The 25,910-nt window shown below is 41.5% G+C and carries 22 protein-coding genes and 2 pseudogenes; 10 read left to right on the forward strand and 14 right to left on the reverse strand.

What is annotated here, in order from left to right; translation table 11 throughout:
- Positions 1 to 2 precede the first annotated feature (2 nt).
- The gene (locus tag ACRQ5D_RS23130; protein ID WP_431200547.1) at positions 3 to 371 is read right to left on the reverse strand and encodes a hypothetical protein; all 369 of its coding nucleotides are present in this window, start codon (positions 369 to 371) and stop codon (positions 3 to 5) included.
- Positions 372 to 468: 97 nt separating this feature from the next.
- On the opposite strand from ACRQ5D_RS23130, the gene ACRQ5D_RS23135 reads away from it, so the two are divergent.
- Positions 469 to 1,053, forward strand: coding sequence for a TIGR00730 family Rossman fold protein (locus ACRQ5D_RS23135; protein ID WP_091164777.1), 585 nt, complete (start codon positions 469 to 471; stop codon positions 1,051 to 1,053).
- A gap of 187 nt (positions 1,054 to 1,240) precedes the next feature.
- Positions 1,241 to 2,869, forward strand: coding sequence for an acyl-CoA carboxylase subunit beta (locus ACRQ5D_RS23140; protein ID WP_091164775.1), 1,629 nt, complete (start codon positions 1,241 to 1,243; stop codon positions 2,867 to 2,869).
- Positions 2,870 to 2,990: 121 nt separating this feature from the next.
- Here the strand turns inward: ACRQ5D_RS23140 and ACRQ5D_RS23145 are convergent, their stop codons facing one another.
- The 6 genes from ACRQ5D_RS23145 to ACRQ5D_RS23170 all read right to left on the reverse strand — a co-directional run bounded on the left by ACRQ5D_RS23145 (position 2,991) and on the right by ACRQ5D_RS23170 (position 10,316).
- On the reverse strand, positions 2,991 to 3,734 hold the full coding sequence (locus ACRQ5D_RS23145) for a hypothetical protein (RefSeq protein ID WP_091164771.1): 744 nt from the start codon (positions 3,732 to 3,734) through the stop codon (positions 2,991 to 2,993).
- A 16-nt stretch (positions 3,735 to 3,750) separates the two neighbouring features.
- Positions 3,751 to 6,054, reverse strand: coding sequence for a family 20 glycosylhydrolase (locus tag ACRQ5D_RS23150; protein ID WP_091164770.1), 2,304 nt, complete (start codon positions 6,052 to 6,054; stop codon positions 3,751 to 3,753).
- Between the two features lie 321 nt (positions 6,055 to 6,375).
- The gene (gene trxB / locus ACRQ5D_RS23155; RefSeq protein WP_090526227.1) at positions 6,376 to 7,332 is read right to left on the reverse strand and encodes a thioredoxin-disulfide reductase; all 957 of its coding nucleotides are present in this window, start codon (positions 7,330 to 7,332) and stop codon (positions 6,376 to 6,378) included.
- Positions 7,333 to 7,405: 73 nt separating this feature from the next.
- The gene (locus ACRQ5D_RS23160; protein WP_091164769.1) at positions 7,406 to 8,581 is read right to left on the reverse strand and encodes a dipeptidase; all 1,176 of its coding nucleotides are present in this window, start codon (positions 8,579 to 8,581) and stop codon (positions 7,406 to 7,408) included.
- A 26-nt stretch (positions 8,582 to 8,607) separates the two neighbouring features.
- Entirely contained in the window at positions 8,608 to 9,603 is a 996-nt protein-coding gene (locus tag ACRQ5D_RS23165; RefSeq protein WP_091164768.1) for an aldo/keto reductase, read from the reverse strand.
- 110 nt (positions 9,604 to 9,713) lie between these two features.
- Complete coding sequence (locus ACRQ5D_RS23170) at positions 9,714 to 10,316, reverse strand: CDP-alcohol phosphatidyltransferase family protein (protein WP_091164767.1); 603 nt, start codon at positions 10,314 to 10,316, stop codon at positions 9,714 to 9,716.
- A 75-nt stretch (positions 10,317 to 10,391) separates the two neighbouring features.
- Between ACRQ5D_RS23170 and ACRQ5D_RS23175 the strand changes: the two genes are divergently transcribed.
- The 7 genes from ACRQ5D_RS23175 to ACRQ5D_RS23205 all read left to right on the forward strand — a co-directional run bounded on the left by ACRQ5D_RS23175 (position 10,392) and on the right by ACRQ5D_RS23205 (position 16,000).
- Positions 10,392 to 11,003 (forward strand): BatA domain-containing protein, encoded by a 612-nt coding sequence (locus ACRQ5D_RS23175; RefSeq protein WP_432326750.1) that lies wholly within the window; start codon positions 10,392 to 10,394, stop codon positions 11,001 to 11,003.
- Positions 11,000 to 11,890: a hypothetical protein gene (locus tag ACRQ5D_RS23180; RefSeq protein ID WP_432326751.1), complete on the forward strand. Its 891-nt coding sequence runs from the start codon at positions 11,000 to 11,002 to the stop codon at positions 11,888 to 11,890. The genes ACRQ5D_RS23175 and ACRQ5D_RS23180 overlap by 4 nt, the downstream gene beginning before the upstream one ends.
- Before the next feature lie 55 nt (positions 11,891 to 11,945).
- Positions 11,946 to 12,437 (forward strand): hypothetical protein, encoded by a 492-nt coding sequence (locus ACRQ5D_RS23185; RefSeq protein ID WP_431200556.1) that lies wholly within the window; start codon positions 11,946 to 11,948, stop codon positions 12,435 to 12,437.
- Between the two features lie 32 nt (positions 12,438 to 12,469).
- Positions 12,470 to 13,720, forward strand: coding sequence for a dihydroorotase (locus ACRQ5D_RS23190; protein WP_091164761.1), 1,251 nt, complete (start codon positions 12,470 to 12,472; stop codon positions 13,718 to 13,720).
- A gap of 7 nt (positions 13,721 to 13,727) precedes the next feature.
- On the forward strand, positions 13,728 to 14,396 hold the full coding sequence (locus tag ACRQ5D_RS23195; RefSeq protein ID WP_091164758.1) for a hypothetical protein: 669 nt from the start codon (positions 13,728 to 13,730) through the stop codon (positions 14,394 to 14,396).
- A 9-nt stretch (positions 14,397 to 14,405) separates the two neighbouring features.
- Entirely contained in the window at positions 14,406 to 14,957 is a 552-nt protein-coding gene (locus ACRQ5D_RS23200) for a DUF4199 domain-containing protein (RefSeq protein ID WP_432326754.1), read from the forward strand.
- Between the two features lie 527 nt (positions 14,958 to 15,484).
- A complete protein-coding gene (locus ACRQ5D_RS23205) occupies positions 15,485 to 16,000 on the forward strand; it encodes a DUF4199 domain-containing protein (RefSeq protein WP_431200850.1) in 516 nt (171 codons plus the stop codon).
- 175 nt (positions 16,001 to 16,175) lie between these two features.
- Here ACRQ5D_RS23205 and rseP read toward each other — a convergent pair whose 3' ends face one another.
- From rseP to ACRQ5D_RS23240, 7 genes and pseudogenes are all read right to left on the reverse strand, one after another.
- Positions 16,176 to 17,510 carry an RIP metalloprotease RseP gene (gene rseP, locus ACRQ5D_RS23210; protein ID WP_431200557.1) on the reverse strand — a complete coding sequence of 445 codons (1,335 nt, stop codon included), beginning with the start codon at positions 17,508 to 17,510 and terminating at the stop codon, positions 16,176 to 16,178.
- A 19-nt stretch (positions 17,511 to 17,529) separates the two neighbouring features.
- A complete protein-coding gene (locus tag ACRQ5D_RS23215) occupies positions 17,530 to 18,717 on the reverse strand; it encodes a 1-deoxy-D-xylulose-5-phosphate reductoisomerase (protein ID WP_091164735.1) in 1,188 nt (395 codons plus the stop codon).
- A 6-nt stretch (positions 18,718 to 18,723) separates the two neighbouring features.
- A pseudogene (locus ACRQ5D_RS23220) lies at positions 18,724 to 20,224 on the reverse strand (GH3 auxin-responsive promoter family protein).
- Between the two features lie 2 nt (positions 20,225 to 20,226).
- Positions 20,227 to 20,361 carry a hypothetical protein gene (locus ACRQ5D_RS23225; protein ID WP_432326756.1) on the reverse strand — a complete coding sequence of 45 codons (135 nt, stop codon included), beginning with the start codon at positions 20,359 to 20,361 and terminating at the stop codon, positions 20,227 to 20,229.
- Positions 20,362 to 20,441: 80 nt separating this feature from the next.
- Positions 20,442 to 20,927, reverse strand: coding sequence for a hypothetical protein (locus ACRQ5D_RS23230; protein WP_432326758.1), 486 nt, complete (start codon positions 20,925 to 20,927; stop codon positions 20,442 to 20,444).
- 5 nt (positions 20,928 to 20,932) lie between these two features.
- Positions 20,933 to 21,900: pseudogene (locus ACRQ5D_RS23235) on the reverse strand (glycosyltransferase).
- Between the two features lie 97 nt (positions 21,901 to 21,997).
- Positions 21,998 to 22,948 (reverse strand): glycosyltransferase family 2 protein, encoded by a 951-nt coding sequence (locus ACRQ5D_RS23240; RefSeq protein ID WP_091164720.1) that lies wholly within the window; start codon positions 22,946 to 22,948, stop codon positions 21,998 to 22,000.
- Positions 22,949 to 23,165: 217 nt separating this feature from the next.
- Here ACRQ5D_RS23240 and ACRQ5D_RS23245 point away from each other — a divergent pair, with 217 nt between their 5' ends.
- Positions 23,166 to 25,769 (forward strand): M1 family metallopeptidase, encoded by a 2,604-nt coding sequence (locus ACRQ5D_RS23245; protein ID WP_176844411.1) that lies wholly within the window; start codon positions 23,166 to 23,168, stop codon positions 25,767 to 25,769.
- Positions 25,770 to 25,910: the final 141 nt, after the last annotated feature.

Genomic DNA, 25,910 nt, shown 5'->3' on the forward strand with positions numbered 1-25,910 from the left:
CTCTATGATGTCAATGGATTTTGCAGCAGAAGGTATTTTTTAAAATATACCTTAAACTCAAGCTTATCACCAGCCTTTTTTAATACATTTTTATTGGGTACCATGGCTATGTTTTCCGACTTAACATACTCATAATGTGCGTTGCTTAAATCAGTTTGAATAAAGATCTCTTTATTGAGCTGTAGCCACGCATTATCCTGGTAGGCATAGTTTTCAAAGGTCACAATAGTATACTGACTATTGGTTTCTATTTTTTTGATGATTGTTGATTGATCGTCTTTTTGCTCAACATTAGGAGTTGTGATGTTTTGTGCGAATGCCTGCACTGCAACAATAAAAAACGTGATAATGGTTAAGATAGGTTTTTTCATGTGATAATTTTTCTAAATATATAAATATTGGATTACATACAATCAACAGGTAACAAAACCTTAATAGGCCATTGAACAAATTTTGCTATCATTGAGCATGAAATCTATCTGTGTATTCTGCGGTGCCAATTTCAATGGCGATCCTGCATTAAAACAAGCCATCGAATTATTGGCAGAGGTTATGGTAAGCCGTAACATTACACTTGTGTTTGGCGGCGGTAAAGTTGGCGTTATGGGTTTGATGGCCGATGCTGTGTTAAGCAGGGGAGGTAAAGCTATCGGTATAATCCCGCAGTTTTTGATGGATAAAGAAGTAGGACATACAGGTTTAACCGAGTTGCACATTGTAGAAAATATGCATCAGCGTAAACAAATGATGAACGATCTTAGTGAAGGCATCATTACGCTTCCGGGCGGATGGGGCACTCTTGAGGAGTTTTTTGAGGTGCTAACCTGGCTGCAGTTGGGTTTGCATAACCATCCTATCGGCTTGCTCAACGTCAACGGCTTTTACGATCTGTTACTTAAACAAATGGATGTAATGGTTGAACAACGTTTTCTGAAGCCAACCAATCGCGAACTGATTCTTACCTCAGGCGATCCGATAGAGCTGGTAAACCTGATGGATAATTTCAACGCCAAACCAGATGATGTATGGTTTAAGGATAGAAACCTTACGTAAGTCTTAAGTCTGGAGTTCTGAGTCAAAGTCTTGATGTGTAGAAAGATTTAGTTGGCTGATTAAACGACCTGATGCGAACTTTTTACGGCAAACTGGTAAGGTTGCACCTCTTTGAAACAAAACCGTTTGCAATTTCCTTTTTTAGATAGGAAATTTTCTAAATTACCTGTCCTATCTAAAACCAATTATGAATATCGAATTCAATAAAAATGAAGATATTAATAAGCAGCTTGTTTATGAGCTAAACACCCGGCTTAACAAAGTACATCAGGGCGGTGGTGAAAAAGCCGCAGCCAAACAAAAAGAAAAAGGAAAAATGCTGGCCCGCGAGCGGGTGGCTTACCTCATTGATAAAGATAAACCATGGCTGGAGATCGGCGCTTTTGTGGCCGACGGCATGTATACTGAACATGGCGGCTGCCCATCCGGAGGAGTTATCTGCGGTATCGGATATATATCCGGTAGGCAATGTGTTGTTGTGGCTAATGACGCCACGGTAAAAGCAGGGGCCTGGTTCCCGATAACAGCAAAAAAGAACCTCCGTGCCCAGGAAATAGCCATCGAAAACAAGTTACCTATCATTTACCTCGTCGATTCGGCAGGAGTTTATCTGCCTTTGCAGGACGAGATCTTTCCGGATAAAGAACACTTTGGCCGCATTTTTCGCAATAATGCTATCATGAGCAGTATGGGAATTATCCAGATCGCCGCCATTATGGGTTCATGCGTGGCAGGAGGTGCATATTTGCCTATCATGAGCGATGAGGCCATGATCGTGGAAGGCACGGGTTCAGTTTTCCTGGCGGGGTCATATCTGGTAAAATCGGCCATTGGCGAGGATGTGGATAATGAAACACTTGGCGGTGCCACTACTCATTGCGAAATTTCAGGCGTTACCGATTATAAACAGCCTAATGATCAAGCCGCTCTTGATTCCATCCGCAATATCATGAGTATGACGGGCGATTATACCAAAGCCGGTTTCGACAGGATCCAGCCCTCAGCTCCAAAACTCAGTGAAAAAGAAATTTATGGAATACTGCCCGATAACCGGGAAAAAGCCTATGATATGAAGGAGATTCTTCTCCGTTTGTTGGATAACTCAGAATTTGAACCCTATAAAGATGGCTACGGACAATCTATCATTTGCAGCTTAGGCCGTATTGACGGATGGGCCGTAGGGATTGTAGCTAATCAGCGCAAGGTGATCAAATCAAAAAAAGGCGAAATGCAGTTTGGTGGGGTAATCTATTCCGATTCGGCAGATAAGGCTACCCGTTTTATCATGAATTGTAATCAAAAGAAAATTCCGCTGGTGTTTTTACAGGATGTTACCGGTTTTATGGTAGGCAGCCGGTCGGAGCAAGGGGGAATAATCAAAGACGGAGCAAAAATGGTGAACGCAGTAGCAAATTCCGTTGTACCTAAATTCACCATAGTTGTAGGTAATAGCTACGGAGCAGGAAACTATGCCATGTGTGGCAAAGCCTACGATCCACGATTGATCTACGCCTGGCCGTCGGCCAAAATTGCGGTAATGGGCGGCGGACAAGCAGCCAAAACCTTGTTGCAGATCCAGGAAGCAAGTCTCAAAGCTAAAGGCGAAGAGATAGATGCTGCAAAAGAAGCCGAATTGTTGAAACAGATAACAGATAAATATAATTCTCAAACAACTCCATATTATGCCGCTGCCCGGCTTTGGGTGGACGGGATCATCGATCCGCTTGAAACCCGTAAAGTAATATCAATGGGGATTGAAGCCGCTAATCACGCACCAATAGAAAAGGCTTTTAATGTAGGGGTGATACAGACGTGATTTTAGTGATTAGAGGCTGGAGGTTAGAGATTAGTAAAAAGCGCCATGATGAACTGCTCATCACGGCGCTTTTAATGTTTTGACTTGTTTCGCCTTGCGCTCGTTTGTAACGCAAACTAAATTATCCTCTATGTCTTTTATGTTTTTTCTTAGACGATTTTGAAGAAGAAGATGAGCTTTGTTTATCCGAAGATTTTTTCTCATCAGTTTTAGCAGGCTGATTGTCCGGTTGCTTTACATCTGTCGAATCTTTGCTCAACTGCTTAACGGTAAATTCATTACCCCGTAAACCATACTCCAATTGGCGTTTTGCTCCTGATGGTTTGGCATCTTTGCCGGTTCCGTTAAATATCGAGAACTCCCGCATCAGCTTACCTTCCTTAATATAGAAATTATCATTACCACGGTAACCTTTGCGCTGCGAGCTGGTCAGCTTCGGAAAATCCAGCTTATTGGCCTTACTATTATTGTCGTTAAACTCAAAGGCGTAAATTGACGTGTAATTGGTTGTATCTTTCGATTTAGCCTGTATCAGGATTTCAGGATTGCCATCCACATCCATATCCGAATTGTAAACGTCAATAATAGCCCCATCCAAATCGCCGGTTGTCGTAGTGTATTTTATAGCCGACGAATCTGAATGTAATATCATGAACGAACCGGCCTCTTCGGCGCCGCGCCCCCAGCTCAAAATGTCATAGCTTTGGCCCGGAGACACCTCTATCAGTTTGTGAAACCTGAAAGGCGCCATCAATTCCGGCTTTTTAGGTGCCGTAGGAGCGGCAGGCTTTTTTGTTTCCTGCCCGCCGCATCCAGCCATTAATGCACTTATCGCAAGCGCAAAAAGGTAAAACCTGTTAGTCATATTTTTTGGGTTCAACTTAGTTGTATAATGTATCTGGTGTTAGCTCGGCTTTTGCTTTACCAGGCGCAGTAATAAACACTTTTAACGATACAGGGCCAACTCCCTGGTCAAAATATTTTACCGTTACCTTATGGTAGCCTTTTAATAACGGCGCAGCTCCCATTTGTTCATTCATGGTGTGTTTTCCATCATTATCAACTACCGGTTGGTCATCAATTAACAAAACCGAACCACCTGCAGATGACGTTGCAAAGCCATAAACGCCATCGGTTTCAATATTAATAAATCCTGTATAAATCACACCATATTTACCTTTATTTTTTCGCAGATCAGTCGTATTAAAGGTTTTGGTTACGCCGCTGTCGGCAGGCATAACGCCAAGTTGGTTTGTACTGCTGTAAAGACCAGGAAAAACCTGATACTTTAGTCCCGATGCTGTACCTGTATAAGTAACGGCTGCCATTGGCGCTTTATTATAAACCAATGTACGGGTAACATTGCTCCGTTTGCCCGAAGGAGTGATCACAATAGTCTGTAGTTCGCGATATTGATCGGCGGGTATATCCAAATTAAGTGGGGTAGTATAAATCAAGTCTGTTTCGCGTGGGGTATAACCGTCAATAGTATAATGAACTTTTGCACCTTCAACAGATGGTTTCAATACAGCATTTAACTTGCTTCCTATCATCACTGTATCTTTTGCACCTATAGCTGTTGGCACGTGGTAATCAAAACCATTTTTATCCAGCCATGCCAAATGACCAGGTAAGCGTGTATCAGCAAAATCAACATAATTTTTATTAGCCAATGGCGACCAGGCAATTTCTGATAATGCAAGCAACCTCGGCAGCAGCATAAATTCCACTTTGGCATCTGTGGCCACATATTCCGTCCACAAATTGGCCTGCACACCTTTAATGTATTTTTGCTCATCAGGCGTTAATACAGCAGGAGTGGGGTTATAGCTGTAGATTTTTGAAAGCGGTTCGTTGCCACCGATGCTTAAAGGTTCCTGGCTTGGCCTACCCTGGCCATGGTCAATGTATAAACCGTTGCTTCCTGGCGTCATGATCACATCGTGTTTTTGCTGCGCTGCTGCTGTTCCGCCTTCCTCGCCGCGCCAGCTCATAACGGTAGCATTAGGAGCAAGGCCGCCTTCTAAGATCTCGTCCCAGCCAATGATGCTGCGACCTTTTGAGTTTAAAAACTTTTCAATGCGTTGTATAAAATAGCTTTGCAGTGCGTGCTCGTCTTTCAGTTTCAATTTTTTAATTAGCTGCTGGCAAAATGGCGAGCTTTTCCATGCATCTTTCGGGGCTTCGTCACCGCCAATGTGGATGTATTTACTCGGGAAAAGCGCCATCACTTCTGTTAAAACGTCCTGTAAAAAGGCAAAGGTATTTTCATTAGGGCAGTAAATATCGTTAAATACGCCCCACGTTTCGGCAGGTTGATACGTTTTTGACGGGTCACAGCTTAACTTGGGATAAGCAGCAAGCGCAGCTTTAGAGTGCCCCGGCATTTCAATTTCAGGCACTATGGTAACAAACCTGTCTGATGCATACTTTACTACCTGGCGTATTTGATCTTGTGTATAAAAGCCGCCGTACGGTGTCCCATCAAATTGTTGTGGCGTACGGTCGTGATAACCACCTATAAGCGTTTGTGCACGCATACTGCTTATTTGGGTAAGCTTAGGGTATTTCTTTATTTCAATCCGCCAGCCCTGATCTTCAGTAAGGTGCCAGTGAAAGGTATTCAGTTTATAAGCGGCCAAGAGGTCGATATATTTCTTAACCATTTCCACCCCAAAAAAGTGGCGACCAACATCAAGCATCGCGCCCCTATAACCAAAGCGTGGGTAATCTTCAATTTGCACGGCAGGCAGCTTTATGGTAGCCGAATGCTCTACGGGCATTAGCTGGAGCAGTGTTTGCACTCCATAAAAAAGCCCGGCTCCTTTACCTGCAACAATCACTTGTTGCGGAGTAATAGTTAAACGGTAACCTTCGGCAGGTAAACCATCAGTACCGGCAGCAGTAAGGGTTATAACGTTGTTGCTTTTGCTGCCTTTTACAACAATTGGTTTGTTGTATGCCTGGTTATTGGCAAGATAATCTTCAAAAAATACTACTGCTTTGTTTGAGGGCGTATCCGCCTGGATCGTGGTTTCCTGGCTCAAAATAAATTGACCGGAAGCTTTTTTCAATGAAACAGGTGCGGGGATAATGCCCAGGTTTGGATCAGCATCCTGCGCATTTGCAGTGGAGGTGTACACTGCAAGCACGGCGAGCAGTACTAAAGAAACCTTTTTATACATAATTTATCTAACAGGTTAGTGTGAGCCCGTAAGATAAAACTTTTTTAAAAAATTTAAAAAGTTTTAATATGTAAAAATCTTAGTTCAGTAAGTATTTGTCTGAACTCGAATTTATGGAATGAAACGAATTAACAGGATGCTAAGCAAATTCAAAAGAATCTTATTGTTTGCTAATTCGGGTTAGACCACGGTGTGCAGTGTAAACCGAAAAATCTCCCCAAACCCCGGTTCAGAAATGAAAAAAGCGATAGGGGATACCTGTCGCTTTTTATGATCGTAAGAAACCATCTAATCTCTTACCTCCAATCTCTAATCGCTTGATTAAGCTGTCACCACATGCTCTTTGGCAGCCAGGTAGCGCTCAGCATCGATAGCGGCCATACAGCCGGTACCGGCTGCTGTTACAGCCTGGCGATAAATATGGTCTTGTGCATCGCCGGCGCAAAATACACCCTCAACGTTGGTTTCAGTTGAACCGGGACGGGTGATGATATAACCGGTTTCATCCATATGTAACCAGCCTTTAAAAATATCGGTATTAGGGTGGTGACCAATTGCTACAAAGAATCCTGTAACATCAAGATCGGTTTCGGCGTTGGTTTGGTTATTGATCACTTTAACACCGGTAACACTTTGACCATCGCCTAAAATTTCTTTGGTTTCGGTATTATACAATATTTCAATGTTTGGTGTGTTCAGCACGCGGTGAACCATCGCTTTTGAAGCACGGAACTCGTCCCTGCGAACGATCATATATACCTTGCGGGCCAATTTGGCTAAGTAGGTAGCTTCTTCGGCTGCAGTATCACCGGCACCAACAATAGCTACGTCCTGGCCTTTAAAAAAGAAACCATCGCAAACGGCACAGGCAGAAACGCCAAAGCCGCTGTATTTTTGTTCAGACTCTAAACCAAGCCATTTGGCCGAAGCTCCGGTTGAAATAATCACGGTATCTGCTGTGATAGTTTTCACATCATCAACTACAACTTTATGTGGCAGGCTTGAAAAATCAACAGAACTAACATATCCGAAACGGATTTCGGTACCCAGGCGCTCAGCCTGTTTGCGGAAATCCTCCATCAGTTCAGGGCCCATAATGCCTTGCGGATAGCCTGGGAAATTTTCAACTTCGGTAGTTTGTGTAAGCTGGCCGCCTGCCAGTAAACCGGTATACATAACTGGCTTAAGATCAGCGCGGGAAGCATATATAGCTGCAGTATAACCTGCAGGACCTGACCCTATGATCAGGCATTTTACGTGTTCAGTTTCTTGAGACATTTTATTATAAATGAGTTGCGAATTTACGATTTTAAGCGCATAAGGCAAAGCGCATATCGTCAACAAAGTGACATCATTTACCTGTATTTGCGGCAAGCACCCGCATTACATTTCCACCTAATATTTTATCAATATCTTTTTGGCTGTAGCCTAATTTCAATAGTTCTCCGGTTATTTTTGGATAATCAGCAACGCTATCCAAACCAAGAGGGTATGATTCGGCTCCATCAAAATCCGACCCGATACCCACATAATCAACACCTATCAGCTTTACTATATAATCAATATGCTTAATTAGCAATTCAAGCGGTGGTCTGAGCTTGTCAGATTCAACTTTATACATGGCATTTATCCTGATATTGGCCAGATCGACGTCATGATAAACTTTGGTCAATGAATCGAGCTCTGTTTTATGCAGCGCCAAAAACTTAAGCACTTTGGGTGTATAGGTACTGTCTACAAAGCCACTATAAAAATTAATGCATACCACACCGCCGTTTTTTGCCAGCGCCTTTAGTTGGTCATCCTTTAAGTTGCGGCGAAATGGATCGATACTATAAGCACAGCTATGTGAAGCGATAACAGGCTTTGTGGTTGTTGCCAGCACATCATAAAAAGTACGCTCACCCACATGCGATACGTCAACCATAACACCAAGCTCATTCAGGTGCTTTACTATTTGTTTGCCATAATCGGTAAGTCCTAAATGCTTCAAACTATCCTTTTTAGTAACCTCGTCACGTGCCGAAGTTGCCCATGAAGTGCTGTTATTCCAGGTGAGGGTAAGATAGCGCATCCCTCGTTTAGCCAGACTGTCAATGTAATCCATCCTGTCTTCGATCATATGCCCGCCTTCAACACCAATCAATGCTGCCAGCTTTTTACCGGCCACAGCTTTTTTAAGTTCTTTGGTATTGCGCACTAAAGCTATTTTATCAGGATTACGTTTGATGAGCGCGTACAACGAATCTATCTCCCGGTTTGCAAAAGCAAAGGCAGCCCCTTTACCGTAACTTTCACCACACCAGATAGAAAAGATCTGTGCGTCAAGTCCGCCTTCTTTAGCGCGGACTAAATCAAAATTCCCTTCGCTCTGACGTTTGCCTAAATCAGCGCCGGTGATCAACTCGTTTGAAATAACATCGTTATGCGTATCAATTAAAATAGCTTTTTGATGGATCTGCTGGGCATTTTGAGCAGATAATCTTAATGCCAACATTAAAGGGAAGAGTAGCAACGATTTTTTCATAATGGAATATAGGAAAATCCTTGATCTTAATCTACAATCACCAAATCACTTAACTGGTTATTGATAAACTCCATTTCTTCTCCATTGATATGAATATTTATTGCTTTTGCATTTTCAACTGATTGTTCGGCATTACGGGCGCCAACCAGCGCTACGGTTATGCCTGGATGATTGATTGTCCAGCGGATAACCAATTGCCCTAAAGTTGCACCTTTTTCGTCGGCCAATGGTTTTATTTTGGCAAGGAACGCATTGGTACGCTCAATGTTTTGATCTTTAAAATATTTAACGCCTGCACGATGATCGCCTTCGCCGAAATTTTGGCCGGGTTTCATTTTACCGGTCAATAAACCACGCTCAAGGGGACTATAAGCTAATATTGCTTTCCTGTTTTCGATGCAATAAGGGATTAACTCATCTTCAATAGCGCGGTTTACCATGCTAAACGGAACCTGGTTTGCCGCCAGCTTAATGGTTTTGGCAGCGATTTGCATTTGACTCAAATTATAATTACAAACACCTGCTTCGCGAATTTTACCCTGTTCTTGCAGACGTAAAATGGCCTCCATAGTTTCGTCAATAGGCGTAGTTTTGTCCGACCAATGAATTTGGTACAGGTCGATATAATCGGTACCGAGACGTTTGAGACTATTTTCACACTCGGCTATAATGCTGTCTTTACCGGCATATCGATACACATCAATATCCTTTCCGCTGTTGTCTTTACTTTTGAAAAAGAACTCACCTTTTACAAGGTCCCAGCGCAAGCCATATTTAGTCAGGATCTGTACCTTATCCCGGGGTAGGCCTTTAATGGCCAGGCCCACCAGCTCTTCGCTTTTACCTTGTCCATAAACCGGGGCTGTATCAATTGATGTTATTCCAAGGTCGTAAGCCGCACGCATGGCATCAATAGCTTCCTGATCGTCATTGCCACCCCACATCCAGCCGCCTGCAGCCCATGCTCCAAAAGTTATTGCCGATACGCTTAGTTTACTTTCGCCTAATCTTCTGTATTCCATTTTTTAAGTAGATTGATGTATGCACCAAATATATTTATTTATACATGATTTGAAAGGGAAGACCGATATTAAGATAGTTAAAGAGACAAGGCCATATTGTTTTCTTGCAATTAGCCATTGAAAAGTTTATGGCGCGTTATCTCTTTGCCATTCCTTATCAAAAAAGCATGGTAAATAGTTGGGATGTCGTTTGTCCACTCTTTTATAATAAGTAGCATGCCTATTATTTCTATACGGGTAGCTATTCCCAGATAAAAACAAATATTAAATAGAATTACAGAAGAGCAACTTACTGTAACCTGAATCATAGTTGCGAGCAGTACAAGTGTCCAAAACTTTGAAGATATGGCGTGTGTGGCCACCTCTTTACCAAACCGGATATAGCTTATGGCATAACATCCTGCTTCCATGGCAACCAGCAAGCTTATCTTTAGCAGATTGTCTTTAAAAAACTGTGGACAGGTGATATAACATCCTGCCACAATACTCAACCAAAAAAATTGATCGACACCTGAATCAAGCCGTCTGAGCATGGGGCTTGAAACGTTCAGCCGTCGGGCAATGATTCCATCAAAAATATCTGATAGTAAGCCGAGTATCATTAATATTATAATGATGTTTCGGAAATACAGGCATTGTATTAAGCTTAATGCAATAATTATGATACCAAATAAAACTCGCGATAAAATTAATAACAGGGGGATTTTTTTCATGTTCCGGTACTGCAAGATAACAGAAATTCAATTTAATTACCACATTTGTAAATAGCACAACCATCTATATAAAATATGTATTTTTTATATCCTGCTTTTTTATTCGCGTTGTTAAGTCTGGCCATCCCGGTTGTGATCCACCTATTTAATTTTCGTAAATACAAAAAGGTATATTTCAGTAATGTACAGTTTCTGAAAGAGGTGCAGGAACGGCAGGCCTCGCGTCGCAATTTGAAGGAGCGATTGATATTGGCGGCGCGTTTACTCACTTTGTTATTTCTGATACTGGCATTTGCCCGACCTTATATCCCCGGCGCGCAAAATGCTAATGCTGGTAAACAACAGGTGATAAGCGTTTTTGTGGATAATTCTTACTCCATGGAAACCCTTAACCGCGAGGGGTCGTTACTTGATGAAGCTAAACGCCGTGCTAAGGAAATTGCTTCGGCTTATAACATTAACGATCGCTTTCAATTACTTACGCAAGATTTTGAAGGTAAACATCAAAGACTGTTGAGCCGTGATGAATTTAATGATGCAGTTGATGCGGTTAAAGTAAGTTCACAAAGCAGGAGCTTACAACAGGTTATCAGCAGACAGGAAAACCTATTGCAAAATCAACCGGGAGCTGCTAGGTCGGTGTTTATTATTTCTGATTTTCAAAAAACAGAAATGATAAACCAGTGAAAGTCGATAGTAATATTACCGTTAACCTTGTTCAGCTTAAAGCCGGAAACCTTCCAAATGTTGCTGTTGATTCGGTTTGGTTACTTAGTGCGGTACATCGCCCGGGTGAAAGTGAAAAACTGGTTGTACGCCTACATAATTACGCTACAGAAAAAGAAGAAAAGATTCCCCTCAAAATATTAATTAACGGTGAGCAAAAGGCGCTCGGTAGCTTCAGTATCAATGCCCGCCAGGTTCAAAATGATACCTTATCATTTTCGGGCTTAAAACCTGGATGGCAGAGCGGTGAAATTAAGTTGCAGGACAATCCGGTCACATTTGACAACCAGTTTTATTTTAGTTTTAATGTAAAGCAGCAAATGCCGGTTCTGCTGATAGATGGAGGCGCTCCAAATCCATATCTGAAAGCTGTTTTTGCATCTGACGCTTTCTTTGCTGCATCCCGTGTAACCGATGGTAACGTTGATTACACTGCACTTAATAGCTACCCTATAGTAATTATCAGCGACATTAAAACCATAGCTACCGGACTGGCACAGCAGTTGAGAACGTACGTGACAAAAGGAGGGACGCTGGTTGTATTTCCGTCGGCCGATGCCGATCTGGCTAATTATAAGTCATTTTTATTAGCCTTAAATACCGGATATCCTGAAAAGCTAATAACCCAGGATGTAAAAGTAGCTTCCCTTAACAGGCAGAGCCCTGTTTTTAAGAACGTGTTTGAAAGCTTTCCTCAAAACCCCGATTTACCATCCGTTAAAAAATACTATCAACTGAGTAAAAGCGGTGCTAAGCAGGAAAGCCTGATGAAGCTTGCTACCGGCGAAGCTTTTTGGGGGGTACTGGAGCGGAAGAGGAAATGTTTATGTATGTGCCGTGCCCCTTAACGAGGATTTTAGTAACCTGCAAAGGCATGCACTGTTTGTACCCATACTTTTTAGGATGGCATTATTAAGCGGGCATGACCAACCCTTATTTTACACCCTTGGCACCGACGAAAATTTTGAGGTACCACCTGTACAAACCACTGAAAAGCAATTGCTCAAACTCATCAAAGGCAATCAAAGCATTATCCCGGATGCAAGGCAGCGGGAGGGAAGTGCGTTGTTATATGTTTCTGACCAATTGAATGAACCCGGAATTTATTCGCTCCGGAAACAGGACAGCACGCTGGCGACGCTTGCAGTTAACGACGACCGTGCCGAATCTGACATGAGTTATTTTTCGGCAGCCGACCTGGAAAAATTGATACCAAATGCAAAGCCCTTATTAATAGCGGGAAACGGCTCATTAAAAAGTGTTGTTGCCGAATCAAATTTTGGCACACAATTATGGAAACTTTGTATAATTTTGGCGCTGATCTTCCTGCTTGCAGAAATATTGTTAATCAGATTTTATAAGCCTGATCAACAAGGTGTTATTCAGGCGGGATAGGTCCATACAAATCCACACATAAAGCAGTGCTAATGAATTTGCTTATCAAATCAGCCACTATTCTTGATCCCGGATCATCCTTTCATCAACAAGTTGCCGATATTTTAATTGAAAATGGTGTTATTACCCGCATAGCCGACGATATTGATGCCGATACCGAACTGTTTGATGCCGAAGGCAAATATGTTTCGCCCGGCTTTTTCGATCTTAACTGTAACGTAGGCGAGTTGGGCCTTGAAACCAAGGAAGACCTTCGCTCAGGTACAATGGCCGCGGCGGCAGGAGGTTTTACCGGCATAGCACTAATGCCCAATACCCAGCCGCCGGTGCATTCCAAGTCGGAAGTTGAATACCTGCTAAACCGCTCAAAAGGTAACCTGGTTAATGTTTATCCTCTGGGTACCATATCCCAGAAGCGTGAAGGGAAAGATCTTGCAGAAATGTACGATATGTACCAAAGCGGCGCAAAGGCTTTTACCGATGGCAGTCGCCCGGTACAGGATGCCGGTTTAATGGAAAGAGCTTTACTGTACGCACAGGGCTTTGATGCACTGGTTTTCTCTTATCCGGAAGATATAGCAATAGCAGGTAAAGCAAAAGTTAACGAAGGCGAGATCAGCACGCTGCTGGGTATGAAAGGCATCCCATCACTGGCCGAAGAACTGATGGTTGCCCGCGATCTTTATCTTGCGGAATACACAGTATCACGCATTCATTTTACAACTATATCAACAGCGCGTTCGGTCGAGTTGATCCGTGAAGCTAAGCGTAAAGGTATTGAGGTTACCTGCGATGTTGCTGCACATCATTTAGTTTTAACCGATGAATCCCTTTTGGGCTTCGATAGCTTATATAAAGTTAAACCGCCGTTGCGCACTGCCGATGATGTATCCGCACTGGTAACAGGCTTAAAAGACGGCACTATTGATGCTATTGTATCGCAGCATACCCCACACGAAATTGAATTTAAAGATGTGGAATTTGAAGTTGCCGAGTATGGTATTATCGGTTTACAAACAGCCTTCGCCCTGGCTTTAAAAGCGGGTTTACCGGTTGAACTTATAGTTGAAAAACTTGCTGTTAATCCCCGCGAGATACTTGGTGTTGAACTGCCGGTTATCGCTGAAGATGAAAAGGCAAACCTCGTGGTTTTTGACACCGATGCCGAATGGGAATACACTGCGGCTAACAACAAATCTAAATCTGCAAACTCGCCTTATATCGGGCAACGTTTAAAAGGTAAAGTATTGTTAACTTACAACAATAAACAAATCTTTAAATAACATACCTATGATCGATCCAAAAATAGAAACCGCCTTTATAGCAGCGCTTGAGGCTTTTTCAAAATACAACAGCTTTGATGCAACCCAGTTAACCGACGAGTTTGGCGACGTATTTGCATCTGACGAAGATTTTTTATCTAAAGTAGATGAGCTTGATGCGGTTTTTGATGAAAACCCACAAGTAGAAGAACTTCGTGAAATCTTCTTCGACTTGCTGATGATCAACTTCTTTAGCGCAGACGTTAAAAAACTGGAAGAAGATTATCTTGATACACCGGAGTGGGAAAGCATTGAAGAAGAAACACTCGACCGTGGTACTGAACTTCTTAATCTTTTACTATATCTAAACGAGTGTGAAGACGAAGATATTGAACCGGAACTTGAAGACTACCTGAAGGAGTTTTTATTGGTTGATGAAGATGAGTTCCAAGATGAATATCGCATTTATGAGCCGGTTATTGCCAATCAAATCCTGATTGAAAGCCCGGCATCTGAGATCAGTAAAGTAGCAACAACGCTTCCTGAGGATTCAGAGCTTAAAGAACTGTTTTACCCAATGATGTGCTTTTTCCAAAATATCGATCCATCTGATGAGGAGAAAAAGGAGATTGCCGATAATGCCATCAACAAGGAATTTGATATGGCTGTTTTAGAAATTTTAGTTAGTTTTCAATAACCCTCTTAAATGAGCGCACAATTAGAAAGAACCATAAAAATACGAGGACTTATCAAAGGATTGATTTTAGGTGCAGTATTGGCTGTTGTAAGTATTATTTATTTTTATTTTATGGTAAGTGTAGCATCGGCTGTCGCAATAACAGTTGGTGCAATACTTTTCACGTACATATTTCCGATAGCTATTGCTGCTTTGTTTTGCATAAATCTGAGGAGCAAAGTGGGCGGGTATTGGACAATGAGGCAGGCCGCCACCGGAATTTTCATTATGTTTTTCATTTCAAACCTGACCATATTTATACTACGTGATCAGATATTTGCAAACGCTATAGAACCGCAAATGGCTCAGAAAACTAAAACAGCTATGGTTACCGCTTTGAATAAACTGAAAGAAAGCACTGCTAAACCGGAAGAAAAGAAGGAAGCTGACGCCAAGATTCAGGAGATGGAGAAAAGCTTTCAAACCGGAAAAAGCGTTACCATAGGGCAGCAAATCCAGTCGTTAGGTATAAGCATTATATTTTTGTTTGTTTTATCGATAATTTTTCGCAGCCTTCTTTAAACGGGAGCCAGCAGGATCCGTTTAAAGAATAAAACATTAATTGTATAACAAAACAGGCCTTTCAAATTTGAAAGGCCTGTTTTGTTATAGCAAATTTGAGGAGTTAAAACCAGGAAAAACGCATCTAAATGGGGTTAACACGGGTTAACACATTTTAAATATAACGAATGCAAATAATTGATAGTCAATATTTTGAATTTTTAATGAGTTAACACTAATTTATTTTTCGGAGTAATTAAGCACATCCGAATGGTTGTGCCTGTTGTAGGTACCGAGGCGGCTTGGGCGTTAACCTACTTCAGACCATAAAACAAGTATCTAATGGCTCATTTGCATAATAACCTTTTCCTTAAGCATATTTAACAACAAAATATCGGCGATAAATATTTGAAATACGTTTGTCTGGGTAAAAAAATAAACATATACATGATATAGGATAATTAGTTAATTTTAACCAAACACTAAATAACCTATATCATGGAAATAAAAAAGCGAGCCCGTCGCAACCAGCCCTGAAGTGGGCGTTAATTAACCTGGTAACCTCAATAGTTATAACTTACGCATTTCAGTTTCTGGACCTTGACCCCAACTCATCTCTTAAATACCTCAGCTTTTTGCCCTTCATCGCTTTCTTGCTGTTAACACAAAAAGAATACAAAGACCAGCTTGGCGGATATATTACCTATGGAGAAGGTTTCTTATCCGGGTTTTTATATGCGATTTTTACAGGAGTTTTCGTGGCGGTATTCACTTATGTGTATTATGCGATATTAAGTCCGGAAATGGTTAATAAGGCTCTAACTGCTTCGCGCGCACAAATGGAAGCAAAAGGAAACCTGTCGCAGGACCAAATAGACAATGCCTTAAGTATGGTGAGTAAATATTTTGCGGTTATAGCAACCGTAAGTGTGGTATTTATATACGCCATTTTCGGCGCTATAGTAAGTCTGATCTCAGCAGCGGTATTTAAAAATGAAAGATCACCTTTTGACAACATTTCCGATAATTACGAAAATCCGAAACCAACTGATCCTGCGGTATAAAAACAAGCTGAAAGCAGAATGCTCAAAGCTTAAAGCTAATTCTAATTTGTACAGCTATTCAATTGATTGATAAATTCATATAATACAAGAAAGGCCTTTCAGTGGTTGAAAGGCCTTCTTATTTCATATGCTTGGGAGGCAACTAATCTCTAACATCCAATCACTAATCTCTAAATCACTTCTTCATTACCAGCTTCACAATATCGTTACCAAAAACAAATACCATAAGGGTAACTAATATTACAAAGCCTACAATTTGCGCACGTTCAAGGAACTTATCGCTTAACGGTTTGCCTTTAATCATTTCAATGATCAGGAATACCGCGTGGCCTCCGTCAAGAGCTGGAATAGGCAAAAGGTTCATTAATGCCAATACCATCGAAAGGAAGCCTACCAGTGTCCAAAAGTGAACCCAATCAACAGTACCACCAAACAGGTTGGCTATAGCTACCGGTCCGCTTACTGCTTTGCCCGGGTTAACATCACCTCTGAAAATTTTGCCGATTCCTTTGGCATTATCTCTGAAGGTTCCCCATGCTCTTTGCGCCCCTATAGGGAAAGCCTCGAAGAAACCATATTTTATAGTTTTGATATCCGGGAAATCGCTTTTTGCACGGTAAAAGCCCAGCTTTCCTTCTGGTGTAACCTGTGCCTTAAGTGTAACCAATTCATGGTTACGTTTTATACCTAACTCGACCTGTTTGCCTTTGTTGGCCGATAGCTGAGCTTGTAATTCATCCCAAAATACAACCGCATGGTTATTCGCCATCACAATACTGTCACCCTTTTTTAAACCTGCTTTTACAGCGTTACTGCCTGGCTCCAACGAATCAACAATGAACTTAGCACGGGGCAGGCGACTGATAAAACCTTCAATGTCATGATCGTTCAAATCGTTTAGGATGGTACGCGGGATGCTGATCTGCAAAGTTTGGGTGCCGCGTAATACGGTAAATACAGTGTTATCCAATAGCACTTGCGGGCTTGTAAGGTCATCAAAACGCTCGAAAGGCTTACCGTTGATAGCGACAACCTTGTCGCCTATTTGAAGGCCTATTTTTTTACCTACTTCGCCAGGTACAATACCGTATTTTGCTGCCGAATTAGGTATATAACTATCACCAAAACGCATGGTTAACACCCAAAATATCAGGATCCCCAATATAACATTGACAGTAACACCGCCAAGCATCACAACAAGGCGTTGCCAGGCTGGTTTTGAACGAAATTCCCACGGCTGCGGTGGACCAGCCATTTGCTCTGTATCCATCGACTCATCAATCATACCGGCAATTTTAACATAGCCACCAAGCGGTAACCAGCCAATGCCATACTCAACGCCTTTATATGTAAATTTAAACAGGCTCACGTTCCATGCATCAAAAAACAGGTAGAATTTTTCTACCTTGATGCCAAAGGCACGTGCCGCCAGGAAATGCCCCAGTTCATGCAGGATTATCAAAATTGAAAGGCCCAGTATAAGCTGGCCCACCATGATCACTATACTCATTATTTATATTTATGTAATATTAAAACTGTAATGCCTTTGAGGGCAATTGCTGTATATAATTTTGCGCAAAGATGCGTGTTTCTTTGTCAGTATTCAAATAGTCTACTAAGGTAGGGTTTGCAACGAAATTTATTTTCTGCATGCACTCTTCAATGATACTGCTCATGGTTAAAAAGCCAATTTTACGATCAAGAAACCCTGCAACAGCTATTTCATTGGCGGCGTTAATGATGCAAGGCATATTACCGCCCTGCTTTAAAGCAGTATACGCTAAGCTTAGATTACGGAAAGTTTCCATGTCTGGTTTTTCGAAAGTAAGATTAGGGTAATCGCTAAAGCTGAAACGTTTAAAATTCGTTTCGATCCGGTTGGGATAGGTGAGGGCATACTGTATAGGCAGCTTCATATCGGGCAAACCCAATTGTGCCTTGATTGAGCCGTCCCTGAACTGCACCAGTGAGTGAATAATAGATTGCGGGTGAACTACAACTTCAATCTGATCTGCTTCAACATCAAACAGCCATTTAGCTTCAATTACTTCAAGCCCCTTGTTCATTAACGATGCTGAATCGATGGTGATTTTGGCGCCCATTACCCAGTTTGGATGTTTAAGCGCGTCTTCGCGGGTAACGTTAGCTAAGAAATCAAGACCGCGGCCGCGGAAAGGCCCGCCCGATGCGGTAATGATCAGTTTTTCTATCGACTTATACTCCTCACCAACGAGACTTTGGAATATTGCTGAGTGCTCCGAATCAACCGGTAGAATCTGAACTTCATTTTGTTTCGCCAATGCGGTTATGATATCGCCGGCAACAACCAATGTTTCTTTGTTGGCCAGGGCAATGTCTTTACCCGCTTTAATAGCTGCAATAGTTGGTTCAAGCCCTGCAAAGCCTACCATGGCAGTCAGCACAACCGCAATTTCGGGATGCGTTACTGTATCAATGATAGCCTGGTGACCGGCAAGTACCTTTATGGGCAAATGCGCTAAAGCCTCTTTAACTTCCTGGTATTTGCTTTGATTACAGATAATAGCATATTCCGGCACAAACTCAATAGCCTGGCTAATGAGCAAATCGGCATTGGAATGTGCTGTGAGCAAAAACGCCCTGAATAAATTGCTGTTCCACCTTATAACATCAAGTGTTTGTGTACCGATGCTGCCTGTTGAGCCAAGAATGGCAATGTTTTTTACCTGGTTACTCAATTATCTTTATTTTATAAAACTCTTTAATCCTTCGGCAATCTTCCTGTCGTTTGATAGCCTTGGTACTTTGTTTTGCCCGCCAAGCTTGCCTTCCGAACGCATATAATTTATAAAAGCATCTTTTTGCAGGCTTTGGATCACCAAAGGTTGCAAAATGTTACCTTCAATCAGGTCAAAATAGTAAATATTTTTATTCTGCAACGCTTTGTCCACTTTTATGGCGAAAGCCTGAAGATTGTCAGGGGCTGTACCAAACTCAATAAACCATTCATGGTAAGGTAATTGCCCCGCTGCCGGGTTAACCTGGGGTGCAACGGTAAATTCAACTACGTCAATGCCTTCTTCTTTAGCCACACTCATTAATGCATGCTCCACTTCTTCGCCTATAACATGTTCGCCAAAGGCCGATATATAGTGCTTGATACGGCCGGTTACGACAATACGATACGGATCTTTTGAAATAAATTTAATCGTATCGCCAATGCTATATCCCCATAAACCAGCGCTGGTGTTCATGATGAGCGCGTAGTTTCTATTCAACTCTACATCTTTAATATTAATGCGGGTTGGGCTTTCATTAAAATACTCATCGGATGGGATAAACTCGTAGAAGATCCCAGAATCAACTAATAATAAAAGGCCTTTTTCTTTTTGCGAATCCTGGAACGCGATAAAGCCTTCGGATGCCGGGTAGGTTTCTATCGAATCGATCTTGAAACCGATACTTTCCTCAATACGGGCGCGGTAAGGCTCATAGTTAACCCCTCCGTAAACATAAAGCTTAAAGTTTGGGAAAATGTCTTTTATCTTTTTACCACCTGCTTTAGCCGAAAGCCTGTCGAAATACATCTGGCACCAGGGAGGGATCCCGCTGATGAGGCGCATATCTTCATTAAAAGTTTCTGTCTACAATGGCATCAACTTTTTGTTCCCAGTCTTCTATGCAGTTGGTTTCATAGCTCGGCAGGCGATTTTTTTGCAGATAAGCCGGAACATGATGTGCAACTATGCCCGAAAGCCTGCCTGTTGAAATGCCATGCTTTTCGGCTAAAATGGGACTGCCCTGCAAAAATATCAATTTGCCATCAACAAAATCAGCGTTACCGGTTTCGTGGATATAGCTTAGCAAAGCATTACGTGCCGCTTTGATATGCTCTGGCATGCTTTCTTTAGAGATGGGGATATATTTTACACCGGATGTTGTACCGGATGTTTTGGCGAGATAAGCAGGTTTGCCGGGCCATAGCACATCCTCCTCGCCATTAACCACTCGGTCGATATAGGGGCGAAGGTCTTCATAGTCATGTACAGGCACCAATCGCTTAAAATCCTCGTAGTTGTTGATCTTTTCAAACTGATGATCTTTACCAAAACTGGTGTCTTTGGCCACATGCACCAGATCTGTAAATGCCTTTTGCTGAAATGCAACCGCGTTTTTACGGACCTTATTTAATTCCCGATTAACAAAGGCAGCAAATACTTTACTTAATGCAGATTTAAATCCCATTTTTAATTGGTTTCAGATAGGTCATCATCCACATCAAGGTGGCTATAAACCAGTTTGCGATAGGCTGCCATTAAAATTATGTTAGCAAATGGAATAGCTATTATTAACCCTACAACGGTAATTGCTGCAACCAGCATCAATATTTCGATTATAATGAAGATCAAGAAATATTTTAAAAAATTCCCCTTTATCAAATAAAAGCTTTGTTGTACTGATTCTATCGGCCCCGACGCGTCATCAACAATGAAACAGGTGCAAATAGGAAAATAGAACAGAAAAAAAACTGAACGACAAGTCCGATAATAAATTTGAAAAAATCCTGGGCGAAACCCTCTTTTAAACCTTCAACCAGGTGGGTTGCAAAAACGGCTAATGTACTCACCAGTACTAGTAACGTAAGATAGCTTACCAGCATCCTGATTTTAGGAATGATCTCGCTAAAATCAAAATCATAGTATTCTTTGTCCATTAATCTGAATACCAGCTTTATAAATGCTAAGAATATGAAAGTTATTTCAACCAGTAACACAACAAAGCCAATAGAACTCACCATTGCATTATCATCAAAATAAAATACGGCAAAGCCTGATATGAACACAAATATCATGGCAACTACCGAATAGACCGAGATTATGGCAAAATTCTTCTTTAAAATATTCCATGCGGTTTTAATGGTCTCCGCTACAGAAAAGGGGTGGTACATATTGCTTATGATCTACTTAAAACTTTCCGCTTCCAAAAATCCTGTATAAATCCTAACCCGTAGGCAATAAGTTGTGTGAAGGCAGCTATAATGCTCAAAAATGCGATTTTTACCGATTTATTTTTCCACCAGGCATGGAAAAAAATTAACAAAGTGAAAATCAACAGTATAAAATTACCTACAGGTGCTAAAACAGAGCCAAATAGGTTTAGAATAATAGTAAGGATAACACCCACTGTAAAAGCAGCCGGAAAAAAATGTACCAGCTTTAACTCTTGAGGAAAAAACTTAGATATGTTGATGCGGGCCCTCCCAAAAAGTGCAGTTGCTTATAAAACTGGTAAAAGTTAGTACGCCGTTTATGGTAAACAATAGCGTCGGGAATCAACCCAATTTTAAAGCCTAGTGAATGGATCCTGATACTGTATTCAATATCTTCACCAAGACGGGTAATAATAAAACCACCTGCTTTTTCCCAGGCCTGCCTTGAAACACCCATGTTAAAACTACGCGGGTGAAACTGCCCTATACCTTTTTTATTACCACGAATGCCTCCGGTAGTAAAAGGGGAGGTCATAGAATAGCTTATGGCTTTTTGTGTAGGAGTAAAAGATTCATGTGCACCATCGGGTCCGCCGTAGGCATCAAGGTAATTTGCCGCTAACGAATCATTAACAATTTGCAGGTAAGCAGGAGGGATCAGGCAGTCTGAATCAAAAATTACAAAGTAATCGCCTTTGGCACGCTCAAAACCAAAGTTACGTGCAAAACCCTGGCCTTCATTCTGTTTTTTAAAATAACGCAGGTTAAGTTTATCGGTAAAGGTATTTACTATGGCTTCAGCATCATTTACAGAACCATCTTCAATAACCAAAACCTCAAAATTGTGATAGGTTTGCAAGGTGAGGCTTTCCAGCAGTTCTTTTATTTCCTGCGGTCGGTTATATAAAGGAATGATGATGGAAAAAAACATGTTTTTAGAATAGATGTGAGATTTGAGATGTTAGATATGAGACAGGAGGCAAGTATTCAAAAAGTCTCAAATCTCATATCTAACATCTCAAATCTAATTAAATTGTTTCCTCAATTTGGTAATGATTGCGTTCGCTTGCGCTGCGCGATACAAGCTCGGCAACAAAGCCCGTTAAAAACAATTGCGAGCCCAATATAATGGCTACCAGTGCTATATAAAATAACGGGCTCGTGGTTACATCCCTGTATTTTAGATTGTGTGCTATATTGTAAAGCTTTTCCCAAATTATCCAGATGGCCATAACCAAACCCGTAAAAAAGCTTAATGTGCCCAGCGTACCAAAAAAGTGCATCGGACGCTTGCCAAATTTACCTACAAAGAATATCGAAAGCAGATCGAGAAAGCCATTGATAAACCGGCTTAAGCCAAACTTGGTTTTGCCATATTTGCGGGGGCGGTGCTCAACAACCTGTTCGCCAATTTTGGTAAAACCTGCCCACTTCGCCAGCACCGGGATATAACGGTGCATTTCGCCATAAATCTCAATGTTTTTAACTACAACATTACGATAGGCTTTTAAACCGCAATTAAAATCATGCAGGTTATGGATGCCACTCATACGGCGGGTTGCCGCGTTGAATAGTTTAGTAGGTATAGTTTTGCTCAGCGGATCGTGCCTTTTTGCTTTCCAACCCGAAACAAGGTCATATTTCTCTTCAATTATCCGGCGGTAAAGTTCTGGGATCTCATCCGGGCTATCCTGCAAATCGGCGTCCATGGTAATCACCACATTGCCTTTTGCAGCAATAAAACCTGTATTAAGGGCTGCAGATTTACCATAATTACGCCTGAATTTAATGCCTTTGATAAAGGGATTACCGGTTTGCAGTTTCCTGATCATTTCCCATGATCCGTCCTTGCTGCCATCGTCAACCAAAATTATCTCGTAAGTAAAACGGTTTTCGTCCATTACCCGGCTAATCCATGTGGTTAATTCGGGTAACGACTCTACTTCATCGTAAAGAGGTACTACAACTGATATATCCATTTATTAGGGCTGCGATCAACGACTGTATGTGCCGTAAATCATCCGCAAAAATATAAAAAATAGGGATTGATTTGCAACAATGTATCAACGGTCATTTTAGCAAAATAGTTTACTAGTAATTGTTATAAACAAATGAGCCTGATACTACGTAACCAAGCAATTACGTTTCAAGTCAAATATATTTTAATATCTTTCCCTCACAATTAAAACACAGTTAATGAAATTCTACAAAGCCGCGTTGTTATTGGTTTTAGGCATTTATGCCGGTGAAGTAAAAGCACAAAATGCAGATCAGGCAGCACCTAAGTATGATCAGCATAAAGTATTTAACCCTATATTTTACCCTGAAAGGGGCGGTGAGTTCAGGACGGCCAGTGGTGCTCCAGGTCCAAAATACTGGCAAAACCGGGCCGATTATAAGCTTGATGTTACGCTTGATACCGCTAAACACCGGATAGAGGGCAGTACTTTGATTACTTACACTAATAACAGCCCGGATGCGCTTGGCTTTTTATGGCTCCAGGTAGATCAGAATATCTATAAAGAGGATTCACGCGCCGAAGCTACAAGCAATGTTTCGGGTGGAAGGTTCGCAAATAAATCATATACAAAGGGTGCCGAAATAAAATCGGTTTATATCATTAATAAAGGCAAAACGCTGAAAGCCGATTACCTGATCACTGACACCCGTATGCAGATCAAGCTTAAAGATTCGTTACGCGCGGCAGGGAGCAAATTGCAGATCAAAATAGATTATGGTTTTGATATTCCCGAATATGGTACCGACAGAATGGGCCGTCAGCATACTAAAAATGGCTGGATCTATGAAATTGCGCAGTGGTACCCACGCATGGAAGTTTACGACGATGTAACCGGATGGAACACCATACCATATCTTGGTGCAAGCGAGTTTTACCTGGAGTACGGCAATTTTGATTATACTATTACCGCGCCTGCAAGTTTGGTTGTAGCAGGATCGGGCGAACTGCTTAACCCTGCTGAAGTATTATCACCTACCTCGATAAACCGCTTGGCCGAAGCCCGTAAGAGTGATAAAACAGTTATCATCAAAGATTCGACTGATATTTTACGTAATAACGATTACCCGAAAAAGCCGACGCTTACCTGGCATTTTATGTGTAAAAACGCCCGTGATGTGGCCTGGGCTGCGTCAAAAGCATTCATTTGGGATGCTGCGCGGATCAATTTGCCGAGTGGTAAAAAAGCTCTTGCACAATCAGTTTATCCAGTTGAGGCTAAAGGGAATAATTCGTACGGCCGCTCAACCGAATATGTTAAAGCCGCCATTGAATTGTATAGTGATAAATGGTTTGAATATACTTATCCTGTAGCTACTAATGTGGCCGGTATAGTAGGAGGGATGGAGTACCCGGGTATAGTATTTTGTGGCTCAAATAATCAAAACGGAGGTTTGTGGGAAGTTACCAATCATGAGTTTGGTCATAATTGGTTCCCGATGATTGTTGGATCAAATGAGCGTAAATACGCCTGGATGGACGAGGGTTTTAACACCTTTTTAAATAATGTTGATACCAAGGTATTTAACAAGGGTGAATACTATGAAAAGCCCGATCAGCAAAAAAGTGCCGCTTATTTATTTAGCCCAGGTGCTGAGGCTATTATGAACACGCCCGATGTGATACAGGAGGATTTTTTAGCAGTTGCTGCTTATGAAAAACCGGCGTTAGGATTAACTATTTTACGAGAACAGATCTTAGGTGAAGAACGTTTTGATTATGCATTTAAAACCTATATCAAACGATGGGCGTTTAAACACCCAACTCCTTGGGATTTTTTCCATACGATGGATAATGCCGCAGGTGAGGACCTGAGCTGGTTTTGGAACGAATGGTTTTTCACCACCTGGAAAGTTGATCAGGGTATAAAGGATATTTCATATCCTGATAATGATGCCACCAAAGGTGCTATGATCACCATTGTAAACCTGGAAGAAATGGCATTGCCGGTTACCATATCAATTAAAGAAGAGAACGGAAAAACCGGCATTGTAAAACTTCCGGCTGAGATCTGGCAGCGCGGCGATACCTGGACCTTCCCGTACAAATCGACCTCGAAAATTGCTTATGCAACCATCGATCCTGATCATAATTTACCTGATGTTAACCCCGAAAATAATTCATACAGCGGGCTTCCAATTCCACAAGGCACAACTGCAAGTACTGTGATCAAGGCGTATTTAGATGCCATTGGCGGTGCCGACAAACTCAAGAATATTCGCGATCTGCAAACATCGGCAGTTGGCAATATACAAGGCGCTGATGTGCAATTGGTAACCCGGTATAAAATGCCTGATAAGTACTACCAGGAAGCAATAGTACCCTCATATAATAACCTTGTTGTGTCGCATATAACACTTAATGGCGATAGCATAAAAGCAAGGCAGGTTAACAGGGATGTACAGCTTGATGATGCAGCTAAAAAAATGATCAAACTTAAAAGCCGCCCGTTTCCTGAACTTGATTATGAACGGATAAATCAAAACATAACGCTGCAGCCTATTTTAAGAGTGGTAAATAACGAGCTTGCCTACGAGGTTGATATCAATATAGGTACCGAGATTCATATCCATAATTATTACAGCCAAAAAACAGGACTGAAGCTTAAACAAACCATTGAAGGGGCAAATGACCTGACTGTTGAGTTTGGTAACTACGAAGGAATAAACGGAGGTATTAAAATTCCGTTCTCTGTAAAGGCCATCCTGGTTGGGCAACCAATTGAATTTAAGGTTAAAGAAACATCTGTTAATTCAAATCCGTCGAACGAGGCTTTTAAGTAGGCTCAATACATAAACTGATGGGGCATCTTCATTTTCAATTTATATGAAAATGAAGACGCCCCATTTTATTTTCTATGGTGTGAGTCTGAAAATCCCTATCAAACAAAAATTTGAAACTGCTTTGATGTTAAATGCTATTTA

The sequence above is a fragment of the Mucilaginibacter sp. P25 genome (assembly GCF_050859465.1).
Taxonomy (GTDB): Bacteria; Bacteroidota; Bacteroidia; order Sphingobacteriales; family Sphingobacteriaceae; genus Mucilaginibacter; species Mucilaginibacter gossypii.

Coding starts and splice junctions, on each gene's coding strand:
- ACRQ5D_RS23240 (WP_091164720.1), bottom strand. CDS start 22,948: ATGGATATATCAGTTGTAGTACCTCTTTACGATGAAGTAGAGTCGTTA.
- ACRQ5D_RS23140 (WP_091164775.1), top strand. CDS start 1,241: ATGAATATCGAATTCAATAAAAATGAAGATATTAATAAGCAGCTTGTT.
- ACRQ5D_RS23170 (WP_091164767.1), bottom strand. CDS start 10,316: ATGAAAAAAATCCCCCTGTTATTAATTTTATCGCGAGTTTTATTTGGT.
- ACRQ5D_RS23230 (WP_432326758.1), bottom strand. CDS start 20,927: ATGTACCACCCCTTTTCTGTAGCGGAGACCATTAAAACCGCATGGAAT.
- ACRQ5D_RS23200 (WP_432326754.1), top strand. CDS start 14,406: ATGAGCGCACAATTAGAAAGAACCATAAAAATACGAGGACTTATCAAA.
- ACRQ5D_RS23185 (WP_431200556.1), top strand. CDS start 11,946: ATGGCATTATTAAGCGGGCATGACCAACCCTTATTTTACACCCTTGGC.
- ACRQ5D_RS23150 (WP_091164770.1), bottom strand. CDS start 6,054: ATGTATAAAAAGGTTTCTTTAGTACTGCTCGCCGTGCTTGCAGTGTAC.
- ACRQ5D_RS23225 (WP_432326756.1), bottom strand. CDS start 20,361: ATGCTGGTTGCAGCAATTACCGTTGTAGGGTTAATAATAGCTATTCCA.
- ACRQ5D_RS23130 (WP_431200547.1), bottom strand. CDS start 371: ATGAAAAAACCTATCTTAACCATTATCACGTTTTTTATTGTTGCAGTG.
- trxB (WP_090526227.1), bottom strand. CDS start 7,332: ATGTCTCAAGAAACTGAACACGTAAAATGCCTGATCATAGGGTCAGGT.
- ACRQ5D_RS23195 (WP_091164758.1), top strand. CDS start 13,728: ATGATCGATCCAAAAATAGAAACCGCCTTTATAGCAGCGCTTGAGGCT.
- ACRQ5D_RS23165 (WP_091164768.1), bottom strand. CDS start 9,603: ATGGAATACAGAAGATTAGGCGAAAGTAAACTAAGCGTATCGGCAATA.
- ACRQ5D_RS23135 (WP_091164777.1), top strand. CDS start 469: ATGAAATCTATCTGTGTATTCTGCGGTGCCAATTTCAATGGCGATCCT.
- ACRQ5D_RS23190 (WP_091164761.1), top strand. CDS start 12,470: ATGAATTTGCTTATCAAATCAGCCACTATTCTTGATCCCGGATCATCC.
- rseP (WP_431200557.1), bottom strand. CDS start 17,510: ATGAGTATAGTGATCATGGTGGGCCAGCTTATACTGGGCCTTTCAATT.
- ACRQ5D_RS23245 (WP_176844411.1), top strand. CDS start 23,166: ATGAAATTCTACAAAGCCGCGTTGTTATTGGTTTTAGGCATTTATGCC.
- ACRQ5D_RS23175 (WP_432326750.1), top strand. CDS start 10,392: ATGTATTTTTTATATCCTGCTTTTTTATTCGCGTTGTTAAGTCTGGCC.
- ACRQ5D_RS23145 (WP_091164771.1), bottom strand. CDS start 3,734: ATGACTAACAGGTTTTACCTTTTTGCGCTTGCGATAAGTGCATTAATG.
- ACRQ5D_RS23160 (WP_091164769.1), bottom strand. CDS start 8,581: ATGAAAAAATCGTTGCTACTCTTCCCTTTAATGTTGGCATTAAGATTA.